Annotated in this window: 17 protein-coding genes, 1 pseudogene and 1 riboswitch; of the genes and pseudogenes, 16 read left to right on the forward strand and 2 right to left on the reverse strand. The window is 62.4% G+C overall.

The features are described 5' to 3' along the window. Positions 1-104: 104 nt before the first annotated feature. Positions 105-935: a DedA family protein gene (locus tag CPA42_RS02200; RefSeq protein ID WP_002515067.1), complete on the forward strand. Its 831-nt coding sequence runs from the start codon at positions 105-107 to the stop codon at positions 933-935. Positions 936-959: 24 nt separating this feature from the next. After that, positions 960-1,322 (forward strand): DUF488 domain-containing protein, encoded by a 363-nt coding sequence (locus CPA42_RS02205; protein ID WP_002517429.1) that lies wholly within the window; start codon positions 960-962, stop codon positions 1,320-1,322. A gap of 30 nt (positions 1,323-1,352) precedes the next feature. Here CPA42_RS02205 and CPA42_RS02210 read toward each other — a convergent pair whose 3' ends face one another. Beyond that, entirely contained in the window at positions 1,353-1,868 is a 516-nt protein-coding gene (locus CPA42_RS02210; RefSeq protein ID WP_002515104.1) for an O-acetyl-ADP-ribose deacetylase, read from the reverse strand. 117 nt (positions 1,869-1,985) lie between these two features. Here CPA42_RS02210 and CPA42_RS02215 point away from each other — a divergent pair, with 117 nt between their 5' ends. From CPA42_RS02215 to CPA42_RS13665, 6 genes and pseudogenes are all read left to right on the forward strand, one after another. Then, a complete protein-coding gene (locus tag CPA42_RS02215) occupies positions 1,986-3,002 on the forward strand; it encodes an NADP-dependent oxidoreductase (protein ID WP_002515058.1) in 1,017 nt (338 codons plus the stop codon). Positions 3,003-3,133: 131 nt separating this feature from the next. Further along, entirely contained in the window at positions 3,134-4,081 is a 948-nt protein-coding gene (locus tag CPA42_RS02220; RefSeq protein ID WP_002517453.1) for an ABC transporter ATP-binding protein, read from the forward strand. Further along, positions 4,078-4,827, forward strand: coding sequence for an ABC transporter permease (locus CPA42_RS02225; RefSeq protein ID WP_002515065.1), 750 nt, complete (start codon positions 4,078-4,080; stop codon positions 4,825-4,827). The genes CPA42_RS02220 and CPA42_RS02225 overlap by 4 nt, the downstream gene beginning before the upstream one ends. Positions 4,828-4,890: 63 nt before the next feature. Continuing rightward, positions 4,891-6,057 (forward strand): sensor histidine kinase, encoded by a 1,167-nt coding sequence (locus CPA42_RS02230; protein WP_002518752.1) that lies wholly within the window; start codon positions 4,891-4,893, stop codon positions 6,055-6,057. Between the two features lie 4 nt (positions 6,058-6,061). After that, positions 6,062-6,683, forward strand: a pseudogene (locus CPA42_RS02235) (response regulator). A 15-nt stretch (positions 6,684-6,698) separates the two neighbouring features. Further along, on the forward strand, positions 6,699-6,878 hold the full coding sequence (locus CPA42_RS13665; protein WP_002523078.1) for a helix-turn-helix domain-containing protein: 180 nt from the start codon (positions 6,699-6,701) through the stop codon (positions 6,876-6,878). Between the two features lie 77 nt (positions 6,879-6,955). On the opposite strand, the gene CPA42_RS02245 is transcribed toward CPA42_RS13665, so the two are convergent. Then, positions 6,956-7,510 carry a histidine phosphatase family protein gene (locus CPA42_RS02245; RefSeq protein WP_306387886.1) on the reverse strand — a complete coding sequence of 185 codons (555 nt, stop codon included), beginning with the start codon at positions 7,508-7,510 and terminating at the stop codon, positions 6,956-6,958. 183 nt (positions 7,511-7,693) lie between these two features. Here CPA42_RS02245 and cbiB point away from each other — a divergent pair, with 183 nt between their 5' ends. The 8 genes from cbiB (at position 7,694) to CPA42_RS12825 (ending at position 17,477) form a co-directional block, all read left to right on the forward strand. Beyond that, positions 7,694-8,608, forward strand: coding sequence for an adenosylcobinamide-phosphate synthase CbiB (gene cbiB / locus CPA42_RS02250; RefSeq protein WP_002518755.1), 915 nt, complete (start codon positions 7,694-7,696; stop codon positions 8,606-8,608). Continuing rightward, positions 8,608-10,080, forward strand: coding sequence for a cobyric acid synthase (locus CPA42_RS02255; protein ID WP_002518756.1), 1,473 nt, complete (start codon positions 8,608-8,610; stop codon positions 10,078-10,080). Before cbiB ends, CPA42_RS02255 begins: the two co-directional genes overlap by 1 nt. Positions 10,081-10,224: 144 nt before the next feature. After that, a riboswitch (cobalamin riboswitch) is annotated at positions 10,225-10,385 on the forward strand. Positions 10,386-10,406: 21 nt separating this feature from the next. Next, positions 10,407-11,162 carry a precorrin-2 C(20)-methyltransferase gene (gene cobI, locus CPA42_RS02260; RefSeq protein WP_002525205.1) on the forward strand — a complete coding sequence of 252 codons (756 nt, stop codon included), beginning with the start codon at positions 10,407-10,409 and terminating at the stop codon, positions 11,160-11,162. Next, the gene (gene cobM / locus CPA42_RS02265; protein WP_002515099.1) at positions 11,159-12,130 is read left to right on the forward strand and encodes a precorrin-4 C(11)-methyltransferase; all 972 of its coding nucleotides are present in this window, start codon (positions 11,159-11,161) and stop codon (positions 12,128-12,130) included. Before cobI ends, cobM begins: the two co-directional genes overlap by 4 nt. After that, positions 12,127-14,691 carry a precorrin-3B C(17)-methyltransferase gene (gene cobJ / locus CPA42_RS02270; protein WP_002515094.1) on the forward strand — a complete coding sequence of 855 codons (2,565 nt, stop codon included), beginning with the start codon at positions 12,127-12,129 and terminating at the stop codon, positions 14,689-14,691. The genes cobM and cobJ overlap by 4 nt, the downstream gene beginning before the upstream one ends. Positions 14,692-14,693: 2 nt before the next feature. Continuing rightward, positions 14,694-15,962: a CbiX/SirB N-terminal domain-containing protein gene (locus CPA42_RS02275; RefSeq protein ID WP_002518757.1), complete on the forward strand. Its 1,269-nt coding sequence runs from the start codon at positions 14,694-14,696 to the stop codon at positions 15,960-15,962. A 41-nt stretch (positions 15,963-16,003) separates the two neighbouring features. After that, a complete protein-coding gene (locus tag CPA42_RS02280) occupies positions 16,004-16,870 on the forward strand; it encodes a VOC family protein (RefSeq protein WP_002524281.1) in 867 nt (288 codons plus the stop codon). Between the two features lie 469 nt (positions 16,871-17,339). Further along, positions 17,340-17,477 carry a hypothetical protein gene (locus CPA42_RS12825; RefSeq protein ID WP_002520038.1) on the forward strand — a complete coding sequence of 46 codons (138 nt, stop codon included), beginning with the start codon at positions 17,340-17,342 and terminating at the stop codon, positions 17,475-17,477. Positions 17,478-17,564 lie beyond the last annotated feature (87 nt).

Raw genomic sequence — 17,564 nt, forward strand, 5'->3', positions numbered from 1 at the left:
CCGGCGGGGTTAGGGTTTGCTGGGTGAAGCGAGATACCACGCTACCGCTGAGATAGGGCTGTGAGTAGGGCGTTCCCCTCTCGGCAGATATTGCCGATGCAGGGTTGTCACCGGTTCTGGGTATCCTCAACGGCGTGCAGAATGAGATGAGCACTGCGGCGGCAGGTGAGAAGGATTCCTTTGCCGTTGCCGCCACCTCCCTGGCTGTGGCTGAAGACGAACTGGCGCGATCCTCCACCGGAACCGAGTCCTCAGCAGAGGAGGAGTGGTGGAAGGCCGAGGGCATGCCGTGGAACCACAAGCCGGGTCGCTCCGACTACTGGTGCATGGGGTGGATCGGTTTCCTTGGCATCTTCTCCTTGGCGATGCTCCCATTGCGCGGTTGGCTGCTCGGTCTTGATCCGCCCATCCTCATGGGGTTGACCGGGTCTCGTACCGGTGCGGCTGCGACCGGGGCGCTGGCATCAGTGGGGCAGGCTCCGTACTGGCTTTGGTGGCTGTTGTTGGGCTCGATTATGTCGATCAAACTCGACTGGGTCTACTGGTGGGCCGGCAAGCTGTGGGGCCGGGGCATGATCGAGGTCTGGGCTGGACGATCCGAGCGGGCGCATCGCAGGTATGACCAGGCGGAGAAATGGGCTCGCAAGCTTGGCTGGCTGGGAGTGCTCGTCGCCTATGTGCCGATCCCGCTTCCGATCATGCCGGTTGTGTTCGTCTTAACGGGGGCATCTGGGATGAAGGTGAGGTGGTTTATTGCTCTGGACTTCGTCGCCGCGACCATCTGGAGTCTAGGATATCTGGGACTGGGCTGGGGAGTGGGCGATCCCATCGTTGACGCCCTCAAGTACTACGCCAAGATTGCTAATTGGGTGGCTATCGCTCTCATCATCGTCATCTTGGCACCCATCTTCGTCAAAAAGAAGCAGAAGGCTTAACCCTCGCGTGACACAGTGGAAGACATGACGATTTTCCGCGCAGTGAACATTCGTGATGACCTCAAGAAGGGCCCTGCCGAGGGGTACCGGGTATTGGTTGATCGGATGTGGCCGCGAGGGGTCAAGAAGGATGACGCTCGACTCGACGAGCGGCGCACCGATCTTGCCCCGTCCTCCCAGCTGCGTACGTGGTGGAACCACGATCCTGAGCGTTTCGACGAGTTCGCAGGCCGCTATGAAGTCGAGCTTGACGAGTCCGGTGCCGCGAAGACATTCCTGGAGGAATGTGCCGGGCGCGATGAGGTGATTTTGCTCTATGGTGCTGGTGATCGCGAGGTCAATCACGCTGTTGTGCTGGAACGCATCCTTACCGAGCTAGCTAACTAAATTGTCGGCGTCCTCGCCCGAATACCCGGATCACTCCTCTCCGAGGGCAGCTCGATAACCGGCCTCGGCCTCGGCATTGAACGCAACGAGGTAAATCGTGTCTACCTTGGTGACGGTCTGTCGGCAGGTCTCGACGGCGATCCGAGTCGCCTCGTCCATCGGGTAGCCGTAGACCCCGGCAGAGATGGTCGGAAAAGCAATGGTTCGCGCGCCGATCTCGTCGGCCACGTGCAGAGAGGTGCGATAGCAGGAGGCGAGCTGGTCAGACTTGTCGATGGTCTTAGCCCATACCGGGCCGACGGTGTGGATGACCCACTTCGCGGGCATCTTTCCGGCAGTGGTGGCTACCGACTGACCGGTGGGCAGACCATCGGTCAGGGTGGTTTCGCGTAGCTTCCGGCATGCCTGTGACAGTTCTGGTCCAGCGGCCCGGTGGATGGCTCCATCAACCCCGCCGCCGCCAGCCAACTGACGGTTTGCCGCGTTGACGACAGCATCGACGTCGAGGGTGGTGATGTCTGCTCGAAGGATCGTGATGTCAGCCATGGCCCCTATTGTGCATGACCCGCGATCACCCTCCGCGGAATCGTCTGGTGTGACCGCGATGCTCGCGCGAGAGTTGGCAAGTAATGCTGTAGCGGTGTCGAGAAGAGGAGTACCCCCATGAGCACCACACGTCCCACGACCACCCGTGCCGTCCACCTGGCCTCGCGCCCGCACGGCGCACCGACCGAGGACAACTTTCGCATTGAGGAGATCAGCCTCCCCGAGCTATCCGACGGTCAAATCCTGGTTGCCAATGACGTCATGTCGGTCGATCCGTACATGCGTGGTCGGATGAACGACGTCAAGTCCTATGTGCCGCCTTTCCACATTGACCGCCCCCTTGACGGGGGTGCCGTCGGTACCGTCATCGAGTCGCGCAGCGAGGATATTCCGGAAGGTAGCCACGTCAGTCACCAGCTCGGGTGGAGAGAGCATGCCGTCCTTAACGCCGGTGATGCACACATCATTGACACCGACATCGCCCCTGCGTCGGCATATCTGAGTGTGCTGGGAATGACTGGGCTCACCGCCTACGCTGGCCTGACTCGTGCCGCCGAGATGAAGGCTGGTGACGCCGTCTTCGTTTCTGGAGCTGCCGGAGCCGTCGGATCGATGGTTGGTCAGCTAGCACGGCTGCTCGGTGCCTCTCGGGTCATTGGTTCGGCTGGCACTGACGCTAAGGTTGCCCGGTTGCGTGAGCTCGGCTTCGACGCCGCTTTCAACTATCACGACGGTCCGAGTACCGAGTTGCTTGGGCAGGCAGCCCCCGATGGCATTGACGTCTACTACGACAACGTTGGTGGCGATCATCTGGAGGCCGCCATTGATCATCTCAACATCGACGGTCGGGTAGCGATGTGTGGGGCGATATCCCAGTACAACTCCGTCGAACCGCCTTGTGCCCCCCGAAATCTCGCATTGGCCATCGGGAAACGCCTCACCCTACGTGGCTTCGTCATCGCTAAGTATGCCGAGGAGGTCCGTCCGGAGTTCCAACAGCGGATGGCCGAGTGGCTGCCGGCCGACGAAATCCACTGGGACGAGACTTTTCGTGACGGCCTCGACGCGGCTCCACAAGCGTTCATCGACATGCTCGACGGCGCCAACACCGGGAAGATGCTAGTCCGGTTGTGAGTTGCGGGGGCCAGCCAACTCGTTAGCACGTTCTGATTGTCAGCCCACGCTGATGGCCGTGACGAATGTCATGGCCAAGTTGTGACATTGAAGGATGGTGGCTCCAGTCTTGTCGATTCGAGACTGGAGCCATGGACAAACCAGCGATAGAGATACGCGATCTCGTCAAGTCGTTCCCCCAAACCGGCAGCCGCGAACGCCTCATTGCCGTCGACCACTTGTCAATGACGATCAACCGCGGAGAGGTCGTGGCCTTCCTCGGGCCTAACGGAGCCGGCAAATCCACGACCGTCGACATGCTTCTTGGCATGACCAGACCCGACAGTGGGAAGGTCAGTGTCCTGGGCTCCGATCCGAGAACAGCCGCACGTACTGGTTGCATCAGCGCCGTCTTTCAAACCGGCGGGCTGCTACCCGACTTCACCGTCGCAGAGACCATGAAGGCCATCGCTGCCGCACACGGGCAGCGTTCGAGGGTCAAGCCCCTCATCGAAAGGTGGGAGTTGGCCCCATTCGCCGGAACCAAGGTCGGCAAATGCTCGGGGGGTCAGCGGCAGCGACTTCGTTTCGCCCTCGCGATGCTGCCTAAACCCGATGTGCTTATCCTCGACGAGCCGACAACCGGCCTGGACGTTGAGGCTCGTCGCCATTTCTGGCAGGTCATGGGTGAGGAGGCCGACGCCGGGCGTACGGTCATTTTCGCCACCCACTACATCGAGGAGGCCGATTCCTTCGCCCGTCGCGTCGTCCTCGTCAGTGGTGGACAGCTCGTCGCGGACGGTCCCATCAATGAGGTTCGCGCCTCGGTGTCCGGATCCATTGTCAGGGCGACCCTCACCGATCCCTCCGGACTGGCCGAGGGTCTGCACACCTTCCCTGGGATTAACGACGTCACCGTCCGGGGCCAGCAACTCATCGTGCACACTAGTCAGCCTGACGACCTGGCTCGTTACCTTCTGGCCCACACCGACGCTCACGGACTGCTCATCTCGACGACGACCCTTGAGGACGCCTTCGTCCGGCTCACAGGCTCCAATGATTCCCGTGACGATGCTGACGACTGGGAGGCAGCAGCATGATCACCTACGCGCTTCTCGACATCCGCAGGTTGCTTCGCAACACCGGCGGCACCATCTTCACCGTACTCATGCCTGCCGGTTTCTACCTCATCTTCGGAGCCACCCAGTCGTACACCGACGCCGCCGTTGCCCACGGAAACGTCAAGGCAACGATCATGGTCTCCATGGCCGTTTACGGGGCCGTCCTGGCCGTCACCACATGGGGATCCCACGCCGCTCTCGAACAGCAGCGCGGATGGGGTCGTCAGCTGGCGCTCACCCCGATGACACCGTTGAAATACGTCTTTTCAAAGGTGCTGGCGATCGAAACTGTGGCTTTGGTTCCGCTGGCGGTCGTGTTCGCCACGGGTGCCATCACCAATGCCCGCGTCGATGGGTTGCGCTGGTTGTGGTCCTTCCTGCTGTGCTGGGTGTGCTCGATGCCCTTCACTTTGTTCGGTCTGGCCGTCGCCTTGCTGGTGCGTGGCGAGGCTGCGACTGGGATCACCTCCTTCTGTACCGTTGCCGTGGCCTTTCTAGGCAATATGTTCATCCCGCTGAATGGATTCATGCTCAAGCTGTCACGATTCACCCCAATGTATGGGCCCGGCCAGCTGACGCGGATGCCGCTCATCGGGCAGCAGATGGTGACGATGCGTGGCGTGATCGACGAGCCGGTGTGGCGTCCTGTCGTCAGTATCATCGCTTGGACGATAATCATGGGGATCGTGGCAGTGCTGGCGGGTAGACGTCGTCAGAACCGCTGAGAGGATCGGAGCAGACGAGAAATCCACATCGGGGACGAAATCGATCAGGACAACACCCCTGGAATGCACGAGGCTAGCAGGAAGGACTCCGCCATGGTAGTAATCGTAGGGGCATCGCATCCGATTCCCTTGCGGCGTCGCAACCGCAACGCCCTCGCTGCTGGTATCTGGCTCGTCTTCCTCGCCTATACCGTAGTGTCCCTTCAGAGCTCGCATTTACCGCCATGGCGCATCGCTTTGGGCTGGGTGGGGCTGACCATCTTCGCGCTGTTCTATCTGACGCTGTTCTGGTGGCATGTTGACGGGCTGGAACTGTGGTACACGAAACGTCAGGTTCGTAGAAGCGCCATCGTGGGTCAGGTTGTGCTCGTGGTCTTGTGCGCCCTGTTGGCCCTTGTCAGCCCCAAGATGGTGGCAAGTGCGCTGGTATACCCGATAGCCTTCGCTGTCTTCCAGATGCCTGAGGTAGCCCTAGAGATCACGCTCGCCATCGAGGTCGTCGGGATAGCTGTGCTGGTGTGGACCGTGCCGGACCTGATGCCGTGGGCGATCAGTTGGGCCATCTCGGTTGCTCTAGTGACGGTGATGGGGGTCTTGGAGCGGACGGCCTGCCGGGGGCAGTTGGCTTGTCAAGCAGAGCAGGACGTCCTGGCACGTCTGGAGGAACGCGAACAGGTCGCCTCTGATGTCCACGACCTGCTCGGCCAGACGCTCACGGTTATGGCCATGAAGGCTCAGTTGGCGGAACGCCTCATTGGCACCGACCCGGACGCTGCGCGTGCCCAGGCGGCCGAACTGCACGGATTGACGCGCCGTGCTCTGGCGCAGGTGCGAGAACTGGTCAGTGACATGGCCCACATGGGAGTCGATGCTCAACTTGCCGCAGCTCGTACCGCACTCGAGGCTGCCGGTGTTGAGTGTGTGGTCTCCGACACGCGTACCGATGTCCAAGGCGGGTGCCATGGCGAGGGCTCGGAGTTCGACACGGTGCGCGGATGGGTGCTGCGCGAGGCGGTAACGAATGTGGTGCGTCACGCGCAGGCCCATACCTGCTGCGTCGAGATCGATGACGAGATTCTGGTCATCAGCGATAATGGTCGCGGTCGAGGAGGCGCTCCCGAGGGCAACGGTTTAACGGGTATGCGTCGACGGGTTGAGGCAGCCGGGGGAGAGTTGTGGATCGGGCCGGGGGAGCGTGGCCACGGTACCCGGATTGTCGTGACAGGCTGAGGCCATGATCGACAAGACCCCGATCAGACTCGTGCTAGCCGACGACCAGACCCTTGTACGCGGAGCTCTGGCAGCCCTGCTCGGCATGGAGGACGACCTGGAGATCGTCGGCACGTGCGGGCGAGGTGACGAGGTGGTTGGCCTGGTGCAGGATACTTACGCTGACGTGTGTTTGCTCGACATCGAGATGCCTGGTCTTGACGGGATCACGGTCGCCGCCGAGCTGAGGGACCAGGCGCCGTGGTGTCGAAGTTCTCATCGTGACGACCTTCGGGCGACCGGGATATCTGCGGCGAGCCATGGACGCCGGTGTGGCTGGATTCCTTGTTAAAGACACCCCTGCCGAGGATCTGGCCCAGGTGGTGCGCAAGGTCCACGCCGGAGGTAGGGCCATCGACCCGGCCTTGGCCGCTGAATCCCTCATCGAGGGTCACAATCCCTTGTCAGGCCGGGAACGGGAGATCCTGCGGCTGGCCGAGTCGGGAGCATCGATCTCCCTCATCGCTTCCGAGCTGTGCCTGTCAGTGGGTACGGTGCGTAACCACGTGTCCTCGGCTATTGGCAAGACGGGCGCGGCGAATCGCACTGAGGCGGCTGTCACGGCTCGACGTCGGGGGTGGCTGTGAGGGTCGTCGTTCGTGATGTGGCCCAGATCATTGCTCGTCGGCAGGGATGCAGCCAGCCAACAGTCTGACATCGCCAAGGCTGAGAGTATGACGCAGATTGCCCGCAGCGTTCGAGTCGGTCGCGAATCCCGCTACACGTCTCCCAGTGCTACGGGAAACATCTTTTCGGACGATCGTCGAGTACGCGCTCGATGACGTGGAAAGTACGGTCTTGCGGGCTTCGGGGGTGGGGGATGGAGCGTCCGGTTGACTGGTTACGACCGCAAAGGCCGTCAATGTAATTCGCCCAGGTCCACATTTCGTACCATGACGCTTCCGTTCGTCAACGAGAGATCCCAGTCGAGGTCCCGGTGACTACGACCATCGAGAATCCCCAGTAGGATCCGCATAGTGTCACCGTGCGTGACGAGCACGATTGCCGACAGATGACGAGCTGCTAAGTCGTCCAGCAGGCTGTGACACCGCTCAGCCACATCTGCGAGCGACTCCCCGCCGGCCCATCGCACGTCGGCCGGATGTACCCCCGTTGGCTGGGGGAGAGGTTCGAGCTCATCGGCGGTGTGCCCCTCCATGGCCCCCAGCCCCTGCTCTCGCAGCCGCGGATCCGTCATCACCTGCACTCCCAAAACTCGTGCGATGGGACGGGCCGTTTGCACTGCTCGCTTCTGGTCCGAGGCGATGGTCGGGGTGCCGTGGGGCACCAGATCTGCCACCGTGCGAGCGGCCTGGCGAGCCTGACTTCGTCCGCGCATCGTTAGCCGAACACCCATGGTCTGTCCTTGGATGCGTCCTTGACGATTCCATGTTGACTGTCCGTGCCTGACGATGACGATGCGGCTCACCTTAGGAAGGCTACCGGGGCCGCTCGATAACTCGATCTCGATAAGGTGTGAGGCATGTCGATCACGCCACGCCGCCACGTTGCCGTCGGTCTGCTCTGCCGGGCTGCTGGTCTGGGGCTGGGCATTATCGCCGACCACATCGTGCCTGACCCGCAAACCCACCATCCGGTGGCCGTCTTCGGTGCGGCGGTCGCCCGGCTAGAAAAGACCATGTACGCGGATTCGACGCGACGCGGGACCCTCTTTACTGTCACCTGCTTGACGCCGCTTGCGGTGATCGGAGGCGCCGTTGATCGCCTCACCCGAAACCGACCGGCGCTCCGTATCGCCACCACCGCCTTGGCCACGTGGGCCGTCGTCGGGTCCGCATCTCTGGCTCGCGAAGGCCGGGCGATGGCCGGCCATTTGGCCAATGGCGACCTGGTTGCCGCGCGGAAGCGTCTACCGCACCTGTGTGGGCGTGACCCTGACGCCCTCGACGCCGCCGAGATAGCCCGGGGCGCCGTCGAGTCGATGGCCGAGAACGCCTCCGACGCCGCAGTCGCATCGCTCTGGTGGGGCGCGGTCGCCGGGTTGCCTGGGCTGCTCGTCCACCGCGGGGCCAACACCCTTGACGCCATGATCGGCCACCATAACGACCGCTACGAGCACTTCGGCAAGGTGGCCGCTTACCTCGACGACGTTGTCAACTGGGTGCCAGCTCGGTTCACCGGAGCCTTGGCCGCTGGGTGTGCCTCAACGGTCGGAGGCGATCGGAAAACTACATGGCGAGTGGTGCGGGCCGAGCATGGCCACCATCCCAGTCCCAACGGTGGCTGGTGCGAGTCGGCCTGGGCAGCGGCCCTCGGTGTTCAACTCGGCGGACGTAACGTCTACTACGGCAACCGGGTGGAGTTCCGCCCCTTACTGGGGTCCGGGACCCGTCCCGATGCTGACAAGACGGCCGACGCGGCGCGCCTGGTCACCACGGTCACCACGGCAGCCACCTGGTGTGCTGTCGCAGGGCTGGCCAGTGTGGCCCATGTGCTGTTCTACGGCGGCCTGATTCCGCGCGGTCTTCTGCCGCACAGCACAAGGCGTTGATGACAAGGAGACTCACCATGACCGGAATCCTCGTTGCCGGAACATCGTCGGACGCGGGTAAATCCCTCGTCGTTACCGCCTTGTGCCGGGTCGCCCGACGTCGCGGCGTCGACGTGGTGCCTTTCAAAGCCCAGAACATGTCAAACAACTCGATGGTGTGCGCAGACGGTTCCGAAATCGGCCGAGCCCAGTACCTCCAGGCCACTGCAGCCGGGGTCACACCAACATCTGCCATGAATCCGGTGTTGCTTAAACCGGGCACTGATCGGCGCTCCTTCGTCGTGTTGCGGGGAAAGCCCGGTGGAGTGTTGGAGGCGGGGGAATACACCACCGGACGGCGATACCTGGCCGAGGCCGCATGGGCTGCCTATGACGAGCTTGCCGCGTCCCACGACATGGTGATCTGTGAGGGAGCTGGGTCTCCGGCCGAGATCAACCTGCGCCGAGGCGACTACACGAATATGGGGTTGGCTCGGGCCAAGAACCTGCCGGTCGTGCTTGTCGGTGACATTGACCGCGGCGGGGTTCTGGCAAGTCTCTTTGGCACCTGGGCACTTCTCGACGATGACGACCGGGCTCTGTTGGCCGGTTACATCGTCAACAAGTTCCGTGGTGACGATGCCATCCTCGCTCCCGGGCTTGAGGAGATCACCGATCGTACCGGGATGCCGAGTTTCGGGGTGTTGCCCTGGGTCCCGGGGGTGTGGCTCGATGGCGAGGACGCCTTGGAAGTGGGGCGGTGGCGTCACGAGGGAGACGCCGTCGACCCGTCATCCTTACGGGTTGCGGTGGTGCGGTTCCCGCGCATCTCCAACGCCACCGACGTCGACGCCATGGCTGGCGAGACGGGGGTGGACGTCCAGGTGACGACAAACCCGGATACGTGTCAGGCCGCTGACGTTCTCGTTCTGCCGGGGTCGCGGTCCACAGTGTCCGACTTGGAATGGTTGCGACGCTCGGGCATCGCTGACGTCGTGGCTCGCCGTGCCGAGCAGGGGCGCACCGTGGTGGGCATTTGTGGCGGGTACCAGATGCTGTGCCGGACTATCCTCGACCCCGATGGTCAGGAGACGACTCCAGGAAGTGTCGTCGAAGGGCTTGGACTGCTGCCGGTCGAGGTGGACTTCGCCGCCACGAAGACCCTTGCCTTGTCGCACGGGACATGGCGGGGGATCGAGGTTGGTGGCTATGAAATCCATCACGGCGTCTGTCGTTCGCTTGAGGACGCTGAAGCCTTCCTCGACGGCGTACACGTCGGTCCGGTATGGGGGACGATGTGGCACGGGGCATTCGAGCACGACGAATTCCGTCGCACGTGGCTGGCTGACGCGGCCCGTCACGCTGGTTCATCCTGGCGTCCGCACTCTGACGAGCTGGGTTATCAGGCTCGACGCGAGGCGATGATCGAAACCCTTGCCGACGCGTTAGAGGCTCACGTCGATGTCGATCGGATACTGCACCTGGTGCGTTGATCTGGCGGTTGAGGATTTTCCTACTCGGCGATGAACTCGGCCACCTTGTTCTCAGATGACCTGGTTCAGGCTGTGAGTGTGCAAGAACACCACGGCGGCGACAGAGAACCCGTTATGCGGTGCGGTGATGTGTTCCTCGCTACCGCAGCATTAGGTGTGTGTGGTGTCTCGTCTCGGCTATGCTCGATATGCGATCGAGCGATGAGCAATCCGGTGAGATTCCGGAGCGGTCCCGCCACTGTGAGACACCCCATGCGGTGCAGCCAGACGCTCTGCCCGGTTCCTGCCGAACAAACCGTCAGGCGAGGGTACCTGAGGAGAACCACATGAACGATGCCACGTCACGCACGCTTTTCGGAGTGGGAGTCGGCCCGGGCGACCCGGAACTGGTCACCGTGAAAACCGTACGCATCTTGCGCGAGGCAGACGTGATCCTCGTTCCCTACACCGAGGCCACCACTGATGGTCCGGGGCGTGCCGAGAGCATCATCACAGCTGTCGCCCCCGACATCGCCGGGCGTATCAGACGCATCCCCTTCTCAATGCGGGAGAGGTCCGGTGTCGGTGAAAAGCGCAAGGCCTCCTGGCAGGTCTCCTCCGACGCCGTGGTTACAGCTTTTGATGAGGGAGCCCGTACCGTCGCCCTTGCCACCGTCGGTGATCCGACTGTTTTCTCTACCTTCACCTATCTGCGTGCCAACGTTGAGGAGAGGCTGCCCGACGTCACCGTCGAGTTGAGCCCTGGCATTACCGCCATGCAGGCCCTGTCGGCTGCATCCGGGCGTCCACTCGTCGAGGGCAAGGAGATCCTGGCCCTCGTCCCGGCTACCGTCGGCATCAGCAAACTTGGGCAGGTCCTCGACCTCGTTGACTCGGTTGCGATCTACAAGGGCGGACGTAAACTCCCCGACGTCGTCGAGCAGTTGCGCAGCCGGGACCGTCAGGCTGTCATCGGCACCGACGTCACCTTGGAATCCGAGCAGATCATCACCCTTGACGAAGTGGCTGACGCGCAGACTCTGCCGTATTTCTCGACCGTCTTGACCACTCCGGAGCGCACCACCACAGGAGGGAAACTGTGAGCGAACCTCAGGCCGCACGGCCCACCCAGCATGTGTCTGAGAAGGCTCTGGAGGATTTAGACCACAACGTCATCGAGCCGCCGCCGGTGCCCCGTCGTGACATCCCCGAAGGAGCCGGCAAGGTCGTTTTCGTTGGAGCCGGACCGGGTGCCCCAGACTTGGTGAGTGTGCGCGGCGCTCGGGTCATTGAAACCGCCGACATCATCATCTGGGCCTCCAGCCTGGTACATCCCGACATGGTTGCCCGTCACAAGGAGGGCGCTGAGCTCATCGACTCCGCCTCTATCCCCTTGGAGGACCTTGAACCTCTCTACACCCGCGCCCGCGACGAGGGCCTGATGGTGGCCAGGGTCCACACCGGTGACCCGTCCATCTACGGGGCTACCGCAGAACAGCGTGACCTGTGTCGTCGTATTGGTATTGACTTCGAGACCATTCCTGGCATCTCTGCTTTCTCGGCTGCCGCTGCACGGATGGACGTCGAGATCACTGTCCCGGAAGTCTCTCAGTCACTCATCCTCACCCGGCTCGAGGGCGGGCGCACACCCATGCCCGACGGTGAGACCGTTGCCTCCTTCGCCCGTCATGGGGCGACTATGGCAATCTACCTGTCAGCGGCCCGTAACAAGGCGCTTCAGGAGGCCTTACTGGAGGGCGGATATCTGCCGGAGACCCCCTGCATCATCGGGTATGCGGTGACCTGGCCCGAGGAGATGATGTTCCGCTGCGACCTGGCTCACCTGTCGGAGACGATGCGTAACCACAAGCTGTGGAAGCATGCGGTCGTCCTCGTGGGCCCGGCGCTGGCAGAGGGGCCGATCTCCACCCGCAGCCACCTCTATCATCCCGGTTTTCGTCACGAGTATCGCGCAGCCGACGCTCAGGCCCACGCTGACCTCAAGGCTCACGGTACCTGCGGCGTCTACCACCGGAACTCCACGAACCCCGACACGAAGGGCAATTCATGATTCGCGTCCACGGATATCTCGGCACTATTAGCGACGCCCTGCGCGAGGAAGTTACCCAGGCTGATCTCGTCGTCGGTGGTCAGCGTCACCTTGATGCCCTCGCTGTCCCCGACGATAAGCGTCAGAAACTTGGACTTATCGGGCCTGCCATTGAGCGGATCCAGTCGCTGCCTGACGACGCCAACGTCGTTGTTATCGCCTCCGGTGACCCGCTGTTTTTCGGTGTGGTTCGCCGGATCCGACAGGCCGGTTTGCGTGTCGAGGTGGTGACGGCTCCGACCTCTTTGCAGGCAGCGTTCGCCGCGGTCGCCCTGCCGTGGGATGACGCCCAGTTTGTCTCCTCCCACTCCAAGGACATCGAAACGGCCGTTCGGCTTGCGAAGATCCATCCCAAGGTTGGCGTGCTGACGGCGCCCAATCGAGGTCTCGCTGAGCTGGTTGATGGGCTTGCAGGTCGCGGCAAGACCTTCGTGCTGGCCGAGAAGATCGGTGAAGAGGGTCAGCGAGTACGCGTTCTGGACGAGGACGCTGCCAAAGCCGTTATCGCCGATGAGGACATCCTTAGCCCCAACGTCGTGCTGGTGCTTGAGCACCATCCGGATTCTCCGGAGGCCCTCGGCGTCAACCCCGAGCTCGCTGGTGATGTCAACGTCAACGGTCCCGACGCCCCGCAGCCAGGTTCCGACACCAACCCCGACGGTTCCGATCGTGACCCGATCATCGGACAGATCATCAACTCCGACGCTGCCGTAGCCCACGCCGAGGCCATTGACCACGCTCTCAAGCGTGAGACGAAGAAGTATGTCGGGCCATCGCGCACCGGTCTGGCCGCAGCATGGGGGGAGTGCGATCTCATCATTTCCCACTTGGCCCTGGGCGCTACTACGCGGATCATTGCCCCACTACTGGAGTCCAAGAAGACCGACCCGGGAGTGGTCGTCGTTGACGAGGCTGGACGCTTTGCCATCCCGTTGGTGGGTGGTCACGTCGGTGGAGCCAACGAACTCTCCCGCACCGTTGCCGAGGCCCTCAGCGGTACCGCGGTTGTCTCCACCGCTACCGACTCCCTCGGTGTACCGGCCCTCGACCAGCTTGGCTGGGCCTACGAGGGCGATGTCGCGGGTGTAACCGGATCGATCATCGCCGGACGTCCGGTGCTCGTCGTCCGCGAGCAGCCTTGGCCGTTGCCCCCGCTACCCAAGAACGTCACCGAGGACGCCGAGACCCCGGCTGCTCGGGTTATCGTTTCCGAGCGGGTTGCAGAGCGCGTCTTCGCCGATCATGGTGACGACCTGCCTACCGTTGTCTTGCATCCGAGCTGTCTAGTCGTCGGGATGGGATGCAACAAGGGCACCGAGGTCGAGTCACTGCGTCAACTCCTCGTTAAGACTTTGGAGGATAACGGCCTGGCTCTCGGTTCGGTGACCCGCTTGGTGTCCCACGAGGTTAAGGCCGGCGAGCTTGGTTTGGTGAAGCTGGCTAACCAACTCGGTGTGGAATATCGCACTGAGTCCGCCGAGGCTCTGGCCGCCCACGATGTCCCGACACCTTCCGACGTCGTCGCCCGGGAGGTCGGGACACCGAGCGTCAGTGAGGCCGCGGTGTTGTGTCAGGGGGCCGAGTTGCTGGTACATAAGACCAAAACCTCGGACGCTACCTGCGCCATCGGCCGCATCCCGGCACATGGCCATCTGTCGGTGGTTGGGCTCGGACCGGGCTCCCGTGATCTGCTGACTCCGCGCGCCGTCGAGGCCATCCGCAATGCTACGTTCGTCGCTGGTTACGCCCCTTATGTCCGCCAGATACGGGATCTGGTGCGCCCAGGGGCCACAATCCTGGCCACCAAGATGGGCACCGAAGAGGAGCGCACTCAGGCCGCTATCGAGGCCACCCGGGACGGCCGCAATGTGGCCTTCGTGTGTGGTGGCGACCCGGCCATCTACGCGATGGCCTCCCCTACTCTGGAGATGGGCACCGACGGTATCGACGTCGAGATCGTCGCTGGAGTCACCGCAGAGCTCGCCATCTCGGCGATCCTCGGTGCCCCGCTGGGCCATGACCACGCCACTATCTCCCTGTCGGACCTGCATACCGATTGGGACCTCATCCTTAAGCGCGTAAAGGCGGCTGCTGAGGGAGACCTCGTCACCACCTTCTATAATCCGCGTTCGCGCACTCGTACCCACCAGCTCCCTGATGCTCTGGCGATCATGGCCGAGCACCGTCCGCCCTCCACCCCGGTGGCCCTGGTCTCGCATGCTGAGCGCCGTCAACAGCAAGTGATCATGTCTACCCTCGAAGAGTTCAAGCCCGAGTGGTGTGGCATGACAACCTTGGTTGTCGTCGGCTCGACGACGACCAAGTACGTCAGCTCCGGTGATGGACGACGTCTCATGGTCACCCCGCGTGACTACCACTGGATGGACGGGCACGTGTGTAGTGAGGCTCGCAAAAACTACACCCACAAGGACCTGCCCAGGGCCGACGAAGAGACGTATCTCTCCAAGCCTCCGGTTCACTCCACTCGCATGTCTAAGCCCATAAACGACACAAAGGATTAGAAATGACCGATCCCCTCGCCAGCGGAACTCCGCTGGTCATCGCTGCCCACGGCACCCGCGACGAGGCAGGTGTGGCCGAGTGCCGTGCTTTGGCTGAGCGCGTTGCTCGCAAGCTGCCTGGTATCCCGGTGGAACTAGGGTTCGTCGAGCTCGCTGAACCCGGCATCCCCGAGGCCGTCCGTGCCGCCGTCGCCCAGGCCCCAGACAATCCCGAGGGAGCCGACGGCGACGAGGAGGCAGCCGCTGTCGTCGTGCCACTGATGTTCAACACCGGCGGTCACGTCCGCGAGGATATTCCGGAGGCAATTGACGAGGGCCGCGGGGACGCCCGGGTGATGTATTCCGCCCCGCTGTTGCCGGACGTTCGGATGCGCAAGGCCCTCAACCATCGTCTCACCGAGACCCTTGCCGCCGGTGAAGGACGCGAGGAGTGGAGGCCCCGGGACACGTCGGCAGTGCTCGTGGGGCGTGGCGCCCTAGTGCCTGACGCCAACGCCTCTCACTACACCCTGACGCGAATGTTCTGGGAGGAAAACGACCTGTCGCGGGTCGAGCCTGCTTTCATTCAGGTGACTCGTCCGTCAGTCCCGGAAGCTTTGTCTGCCTTAGCCGCGCAGGGGGCCGACCAGATCGTCGTACAGGGCAATTTCTTGTTCCCAGGCCTGCTACATGTGTGGATGACCGAACAGGTGGAGGCCTGGCAAGCTAGCCACCCCGGAGTCGAGATCCGTATTGCTCCGGTGATTGGTGACTGTGACGAGGTCGCAGATGTCGTCGTCGATCGTTACCGCGAGCCTCTCGACGAGGTCGGTCTGGGGGAAGGGGCCCCCGTTTATATGTCGGGCCTGAGGTTGCAGGGGCGCAAGGTGCTGGTCGTCGGTGCTGGGCACGTAGCGGAGCGTCGCGTGGTGCGGTTGTTGGAGGCGGGCGCCGACGTGCATGTCGTGGCCCCAAACTCTGGCATCCAGCTCACCCGCATGTTCCGTAAAGGATTGGTGAACCTAGAACGTCGGGCTTTCCAGACTAAGGATCTTGACGGAGTGTGGTTCGTCCAGGCACTCACGAACGATCCAGAAGTCAATGTTCTGGTGGCCGAAGAGGCCGACAGGCGAGGCATCTTCTGCGTGCGTGGCGATAACAGCCGCAAGGGCAGTGCTTTCACCCCGGCCACCCAGCAGGCTGGCGGCATGACAGTCAGCGTCGTCGGTGACCGCACCCCACGTCGTTCTGCCAGGCTGCGGGATGAGGTGCTGCGAGCCCTGCAAGGCTGATCAATAGGGTCATTCATGACACGGCGTGGGATCGCTCGACCATGACGGGCGCGTCTGGTGGTGCATATCATCGTCGGGTGATTTCCCACGACCTGCATGCCCTGGGCTTCGATGCTCCCGATCTTGACGCTCTTGTCAACTCTGCGGCTGAGGCTGGTGCCGTCGGTGTGGAAGATGTCGGCGGATTTGACTTGCTGGCCGCTTATACTGATCCGTCTGGAGCTCGGCTAGCTCTCATGAAGCAAAAGGGTCACGACGAGATGGAGACGATGGCCTCCCTTGTCGCCCCGACGACGCATCCGGCGGATCTCGTGCGATTCAGCCCAGCGGTGGCGTTAGTCGACATCTATTCCCATGCGGGTTTTGCCTCGATGCTCACCGGGGAGTCTGTCCTCACATTGCCGACGACGAATCGCAGGCACGTGGCGCGGTTCCTGGCCAACGTCGACGATCCGGTCGAGGTGCCGTTGTGTGCCGAGCCTGGCGACGACACCCCTCGTTTTGTTGAGCATCTCCGTGTGGGCACGGTCGCCAACCAGATGTTGCGGGTTTTTGAATCCGAGGAGGAGTACGGGCGTTCCCACGAGGGATCCTTGGGCAGCGAGCTACAGTTCGCCGCCGGAACCCTGATCAGTCCTTGGCTTATGGAGATTAACGCCGGGCGAGCTACCCGTGGTGAGGCCAGTGCTGTCGCTGAGATGACGATGGTGTGCAAGAAAGTTGAGAAACGCACGAACGTGCTTACCGGGGTGGACTGGTACCGGATCGTGGGTGACACTTCGATTCCCATGACTCTGGCCGTGTCTGCGAACCTTCCTCGTGTGCCGCATGTGGGGTCAGTCGTCACTGGGCAGGTCGTCCCGGTGGTGTCGACGGGAACCTGGGAGGGTGACGCCCTCTGGGGGTGAGCAATGAGAGGGCCTTGTGTTGCGACGCCCCACACCTCATCGTCATGACGGGCTGGTCATGTTTGCAGTGTGGAAACGTCACACTACAACTCACACTTCAAATTTTGCAGTGTCAGTTGCACTGTGAGTTGAAGTGTAGCTTTCTGGGTTGCGGCGTGGGGTTTTTCGATGTGGATCGTGGCGGACGGTTTCCTGTGGCAGGCAGCGGGACCCCTTCGCGGGCGTCCATGTTTCACGTCGAGTGTCGACAGTTGTAGCTGCCTGTTGCATTGACGCCGGAGGTGCGACTTTCGGGCCGGATCCGATCACAGTCGAGATTTAAGCAGCACTGGAGCACCTCGATGAGGGTCTTAGGATGGGGAACACAAGCGCGTTGACGTCACGGGGGACGCCGGCTGAGGGGGAAAGACGGCGAATTGCTGCCCGAACGCGCTGTTTGCGAGGCTTTCGTCAACGAGCATGGCGGATCGTGGATTCTACTATCTGTGCGGTGACAACGCGTCCTGACGCTTTCGCGTCCAGCGGCATGCTCTCACGCAAAGTTTGCATCACGGTAGAGCTTGGCTCGGACGCGATCGGAAGTGGGCACCTCGCGGTTACTGTGTAGCTTTTCGCCCCACAAACTCGTGGTCCGAGCCGATTCTGTGGCCCGGTACGTTGACGGGGCTGTGCGGCATGGAATGAAGGTCCCTGA

The organism is Cutibacterium acnes, from assembly GCF_003030305.1.
GTDB lineage: Bacteria > Actinomycetota > Actinomycetes > Propionibacteriales > Propionibacteriaceae > Cutibacterium > Cutibacterium acnes.

What these genes read in the sequence shown, in the direction of transcription:
- CPA42_RS02275 (WP_002518757.1), top strand. Translation starts at nt 14,694, where the DNA reads ATGACCGATCCCCTCGCCAGCGGAACTCCGCTGGTCATCGCTGCCCAC.
- CPA42_RS13665 (WP_002523078.1), top strand. Translation starts at nt 6,699, where the DNA reads ATGTGGCCCAGATCATTGCTCGTCGGCAGGGATGCAGCCAGCCAACAG.
- cobI (WP_002525205.1), top strand. Translation starts at nt 10,407, where the DNA reads ATGAACGATGCCACGTCACGCACGCTTTTCGGAGTGGGAGTCGGCCCG.
- CPA42_RS02210 (WP_002515104.1), bottom strand. Translation starts at nt 1,868, where the DNA reads ATGGCTGACATCACGATCCTTCGAGCAGACATCACCACCCTCGACGTC.
- CPA42_RS02205 (WP_002517429.1), top strand. Translation starts at nt 960, where the DNA reads ATGACGATTTTCCGCGCAGTGAACATTCGTGATGACCTCAAGAAGGGC.
- CPA42_RS02220 (WP_002517453.1), top strand. Translation starts at nt 3,134, where the DNA reads ATGGACAAACCAGCGATAGAGATACGCGATCTCGTCAAGTCGTTCCCC.
- CPA42_RS02230 (WP_002518752.1), top strand. Translation starts at nt 4,891, where the DNA reads ATGCACGAGGCTAGCAGGAAGGACTCCGCCATGGTAGTAATCGTAGGG.
- cobJ (WP_002515094.1), top strand. Translation starts at nt 12,127, where the DNA reads ATGATTCGCGTCCACGGATATCTCGGCACTATTAGCGACGCCCTGCGC.
- CPA42_RS02225 (WP_002515065.1), top strand. Translation starts at nt 4,078, where the DNA reads ATGATCACCTACGCGCTTCTCGACATCCGCAGGTTGCTTCGCAACACC.
- CPA42_RS02280 (WP_002524281.1), top strand. Translation starts at nt 16,004, where the DNA reads ATGACGGGCGCGTCTGGTGGTGCATATCATCGTCGGGTGATTTCCCAC.
- CPA42_RS02215 (WP_002515058.1), top strand. Translation starts at nt 1,986, where the DNA reads ATGAGCACCACACGTCCCACGACCACCCGTGCCGTCCACCTGGCCTCG.
- CPA42_RS02255 (WP_002518756.1), top strand. Translation starts at nt 8,608, where the DNA reads ATGACAAGGAGACTCACCATGACCGGAATCCTCGTTGCCGGAACATCG.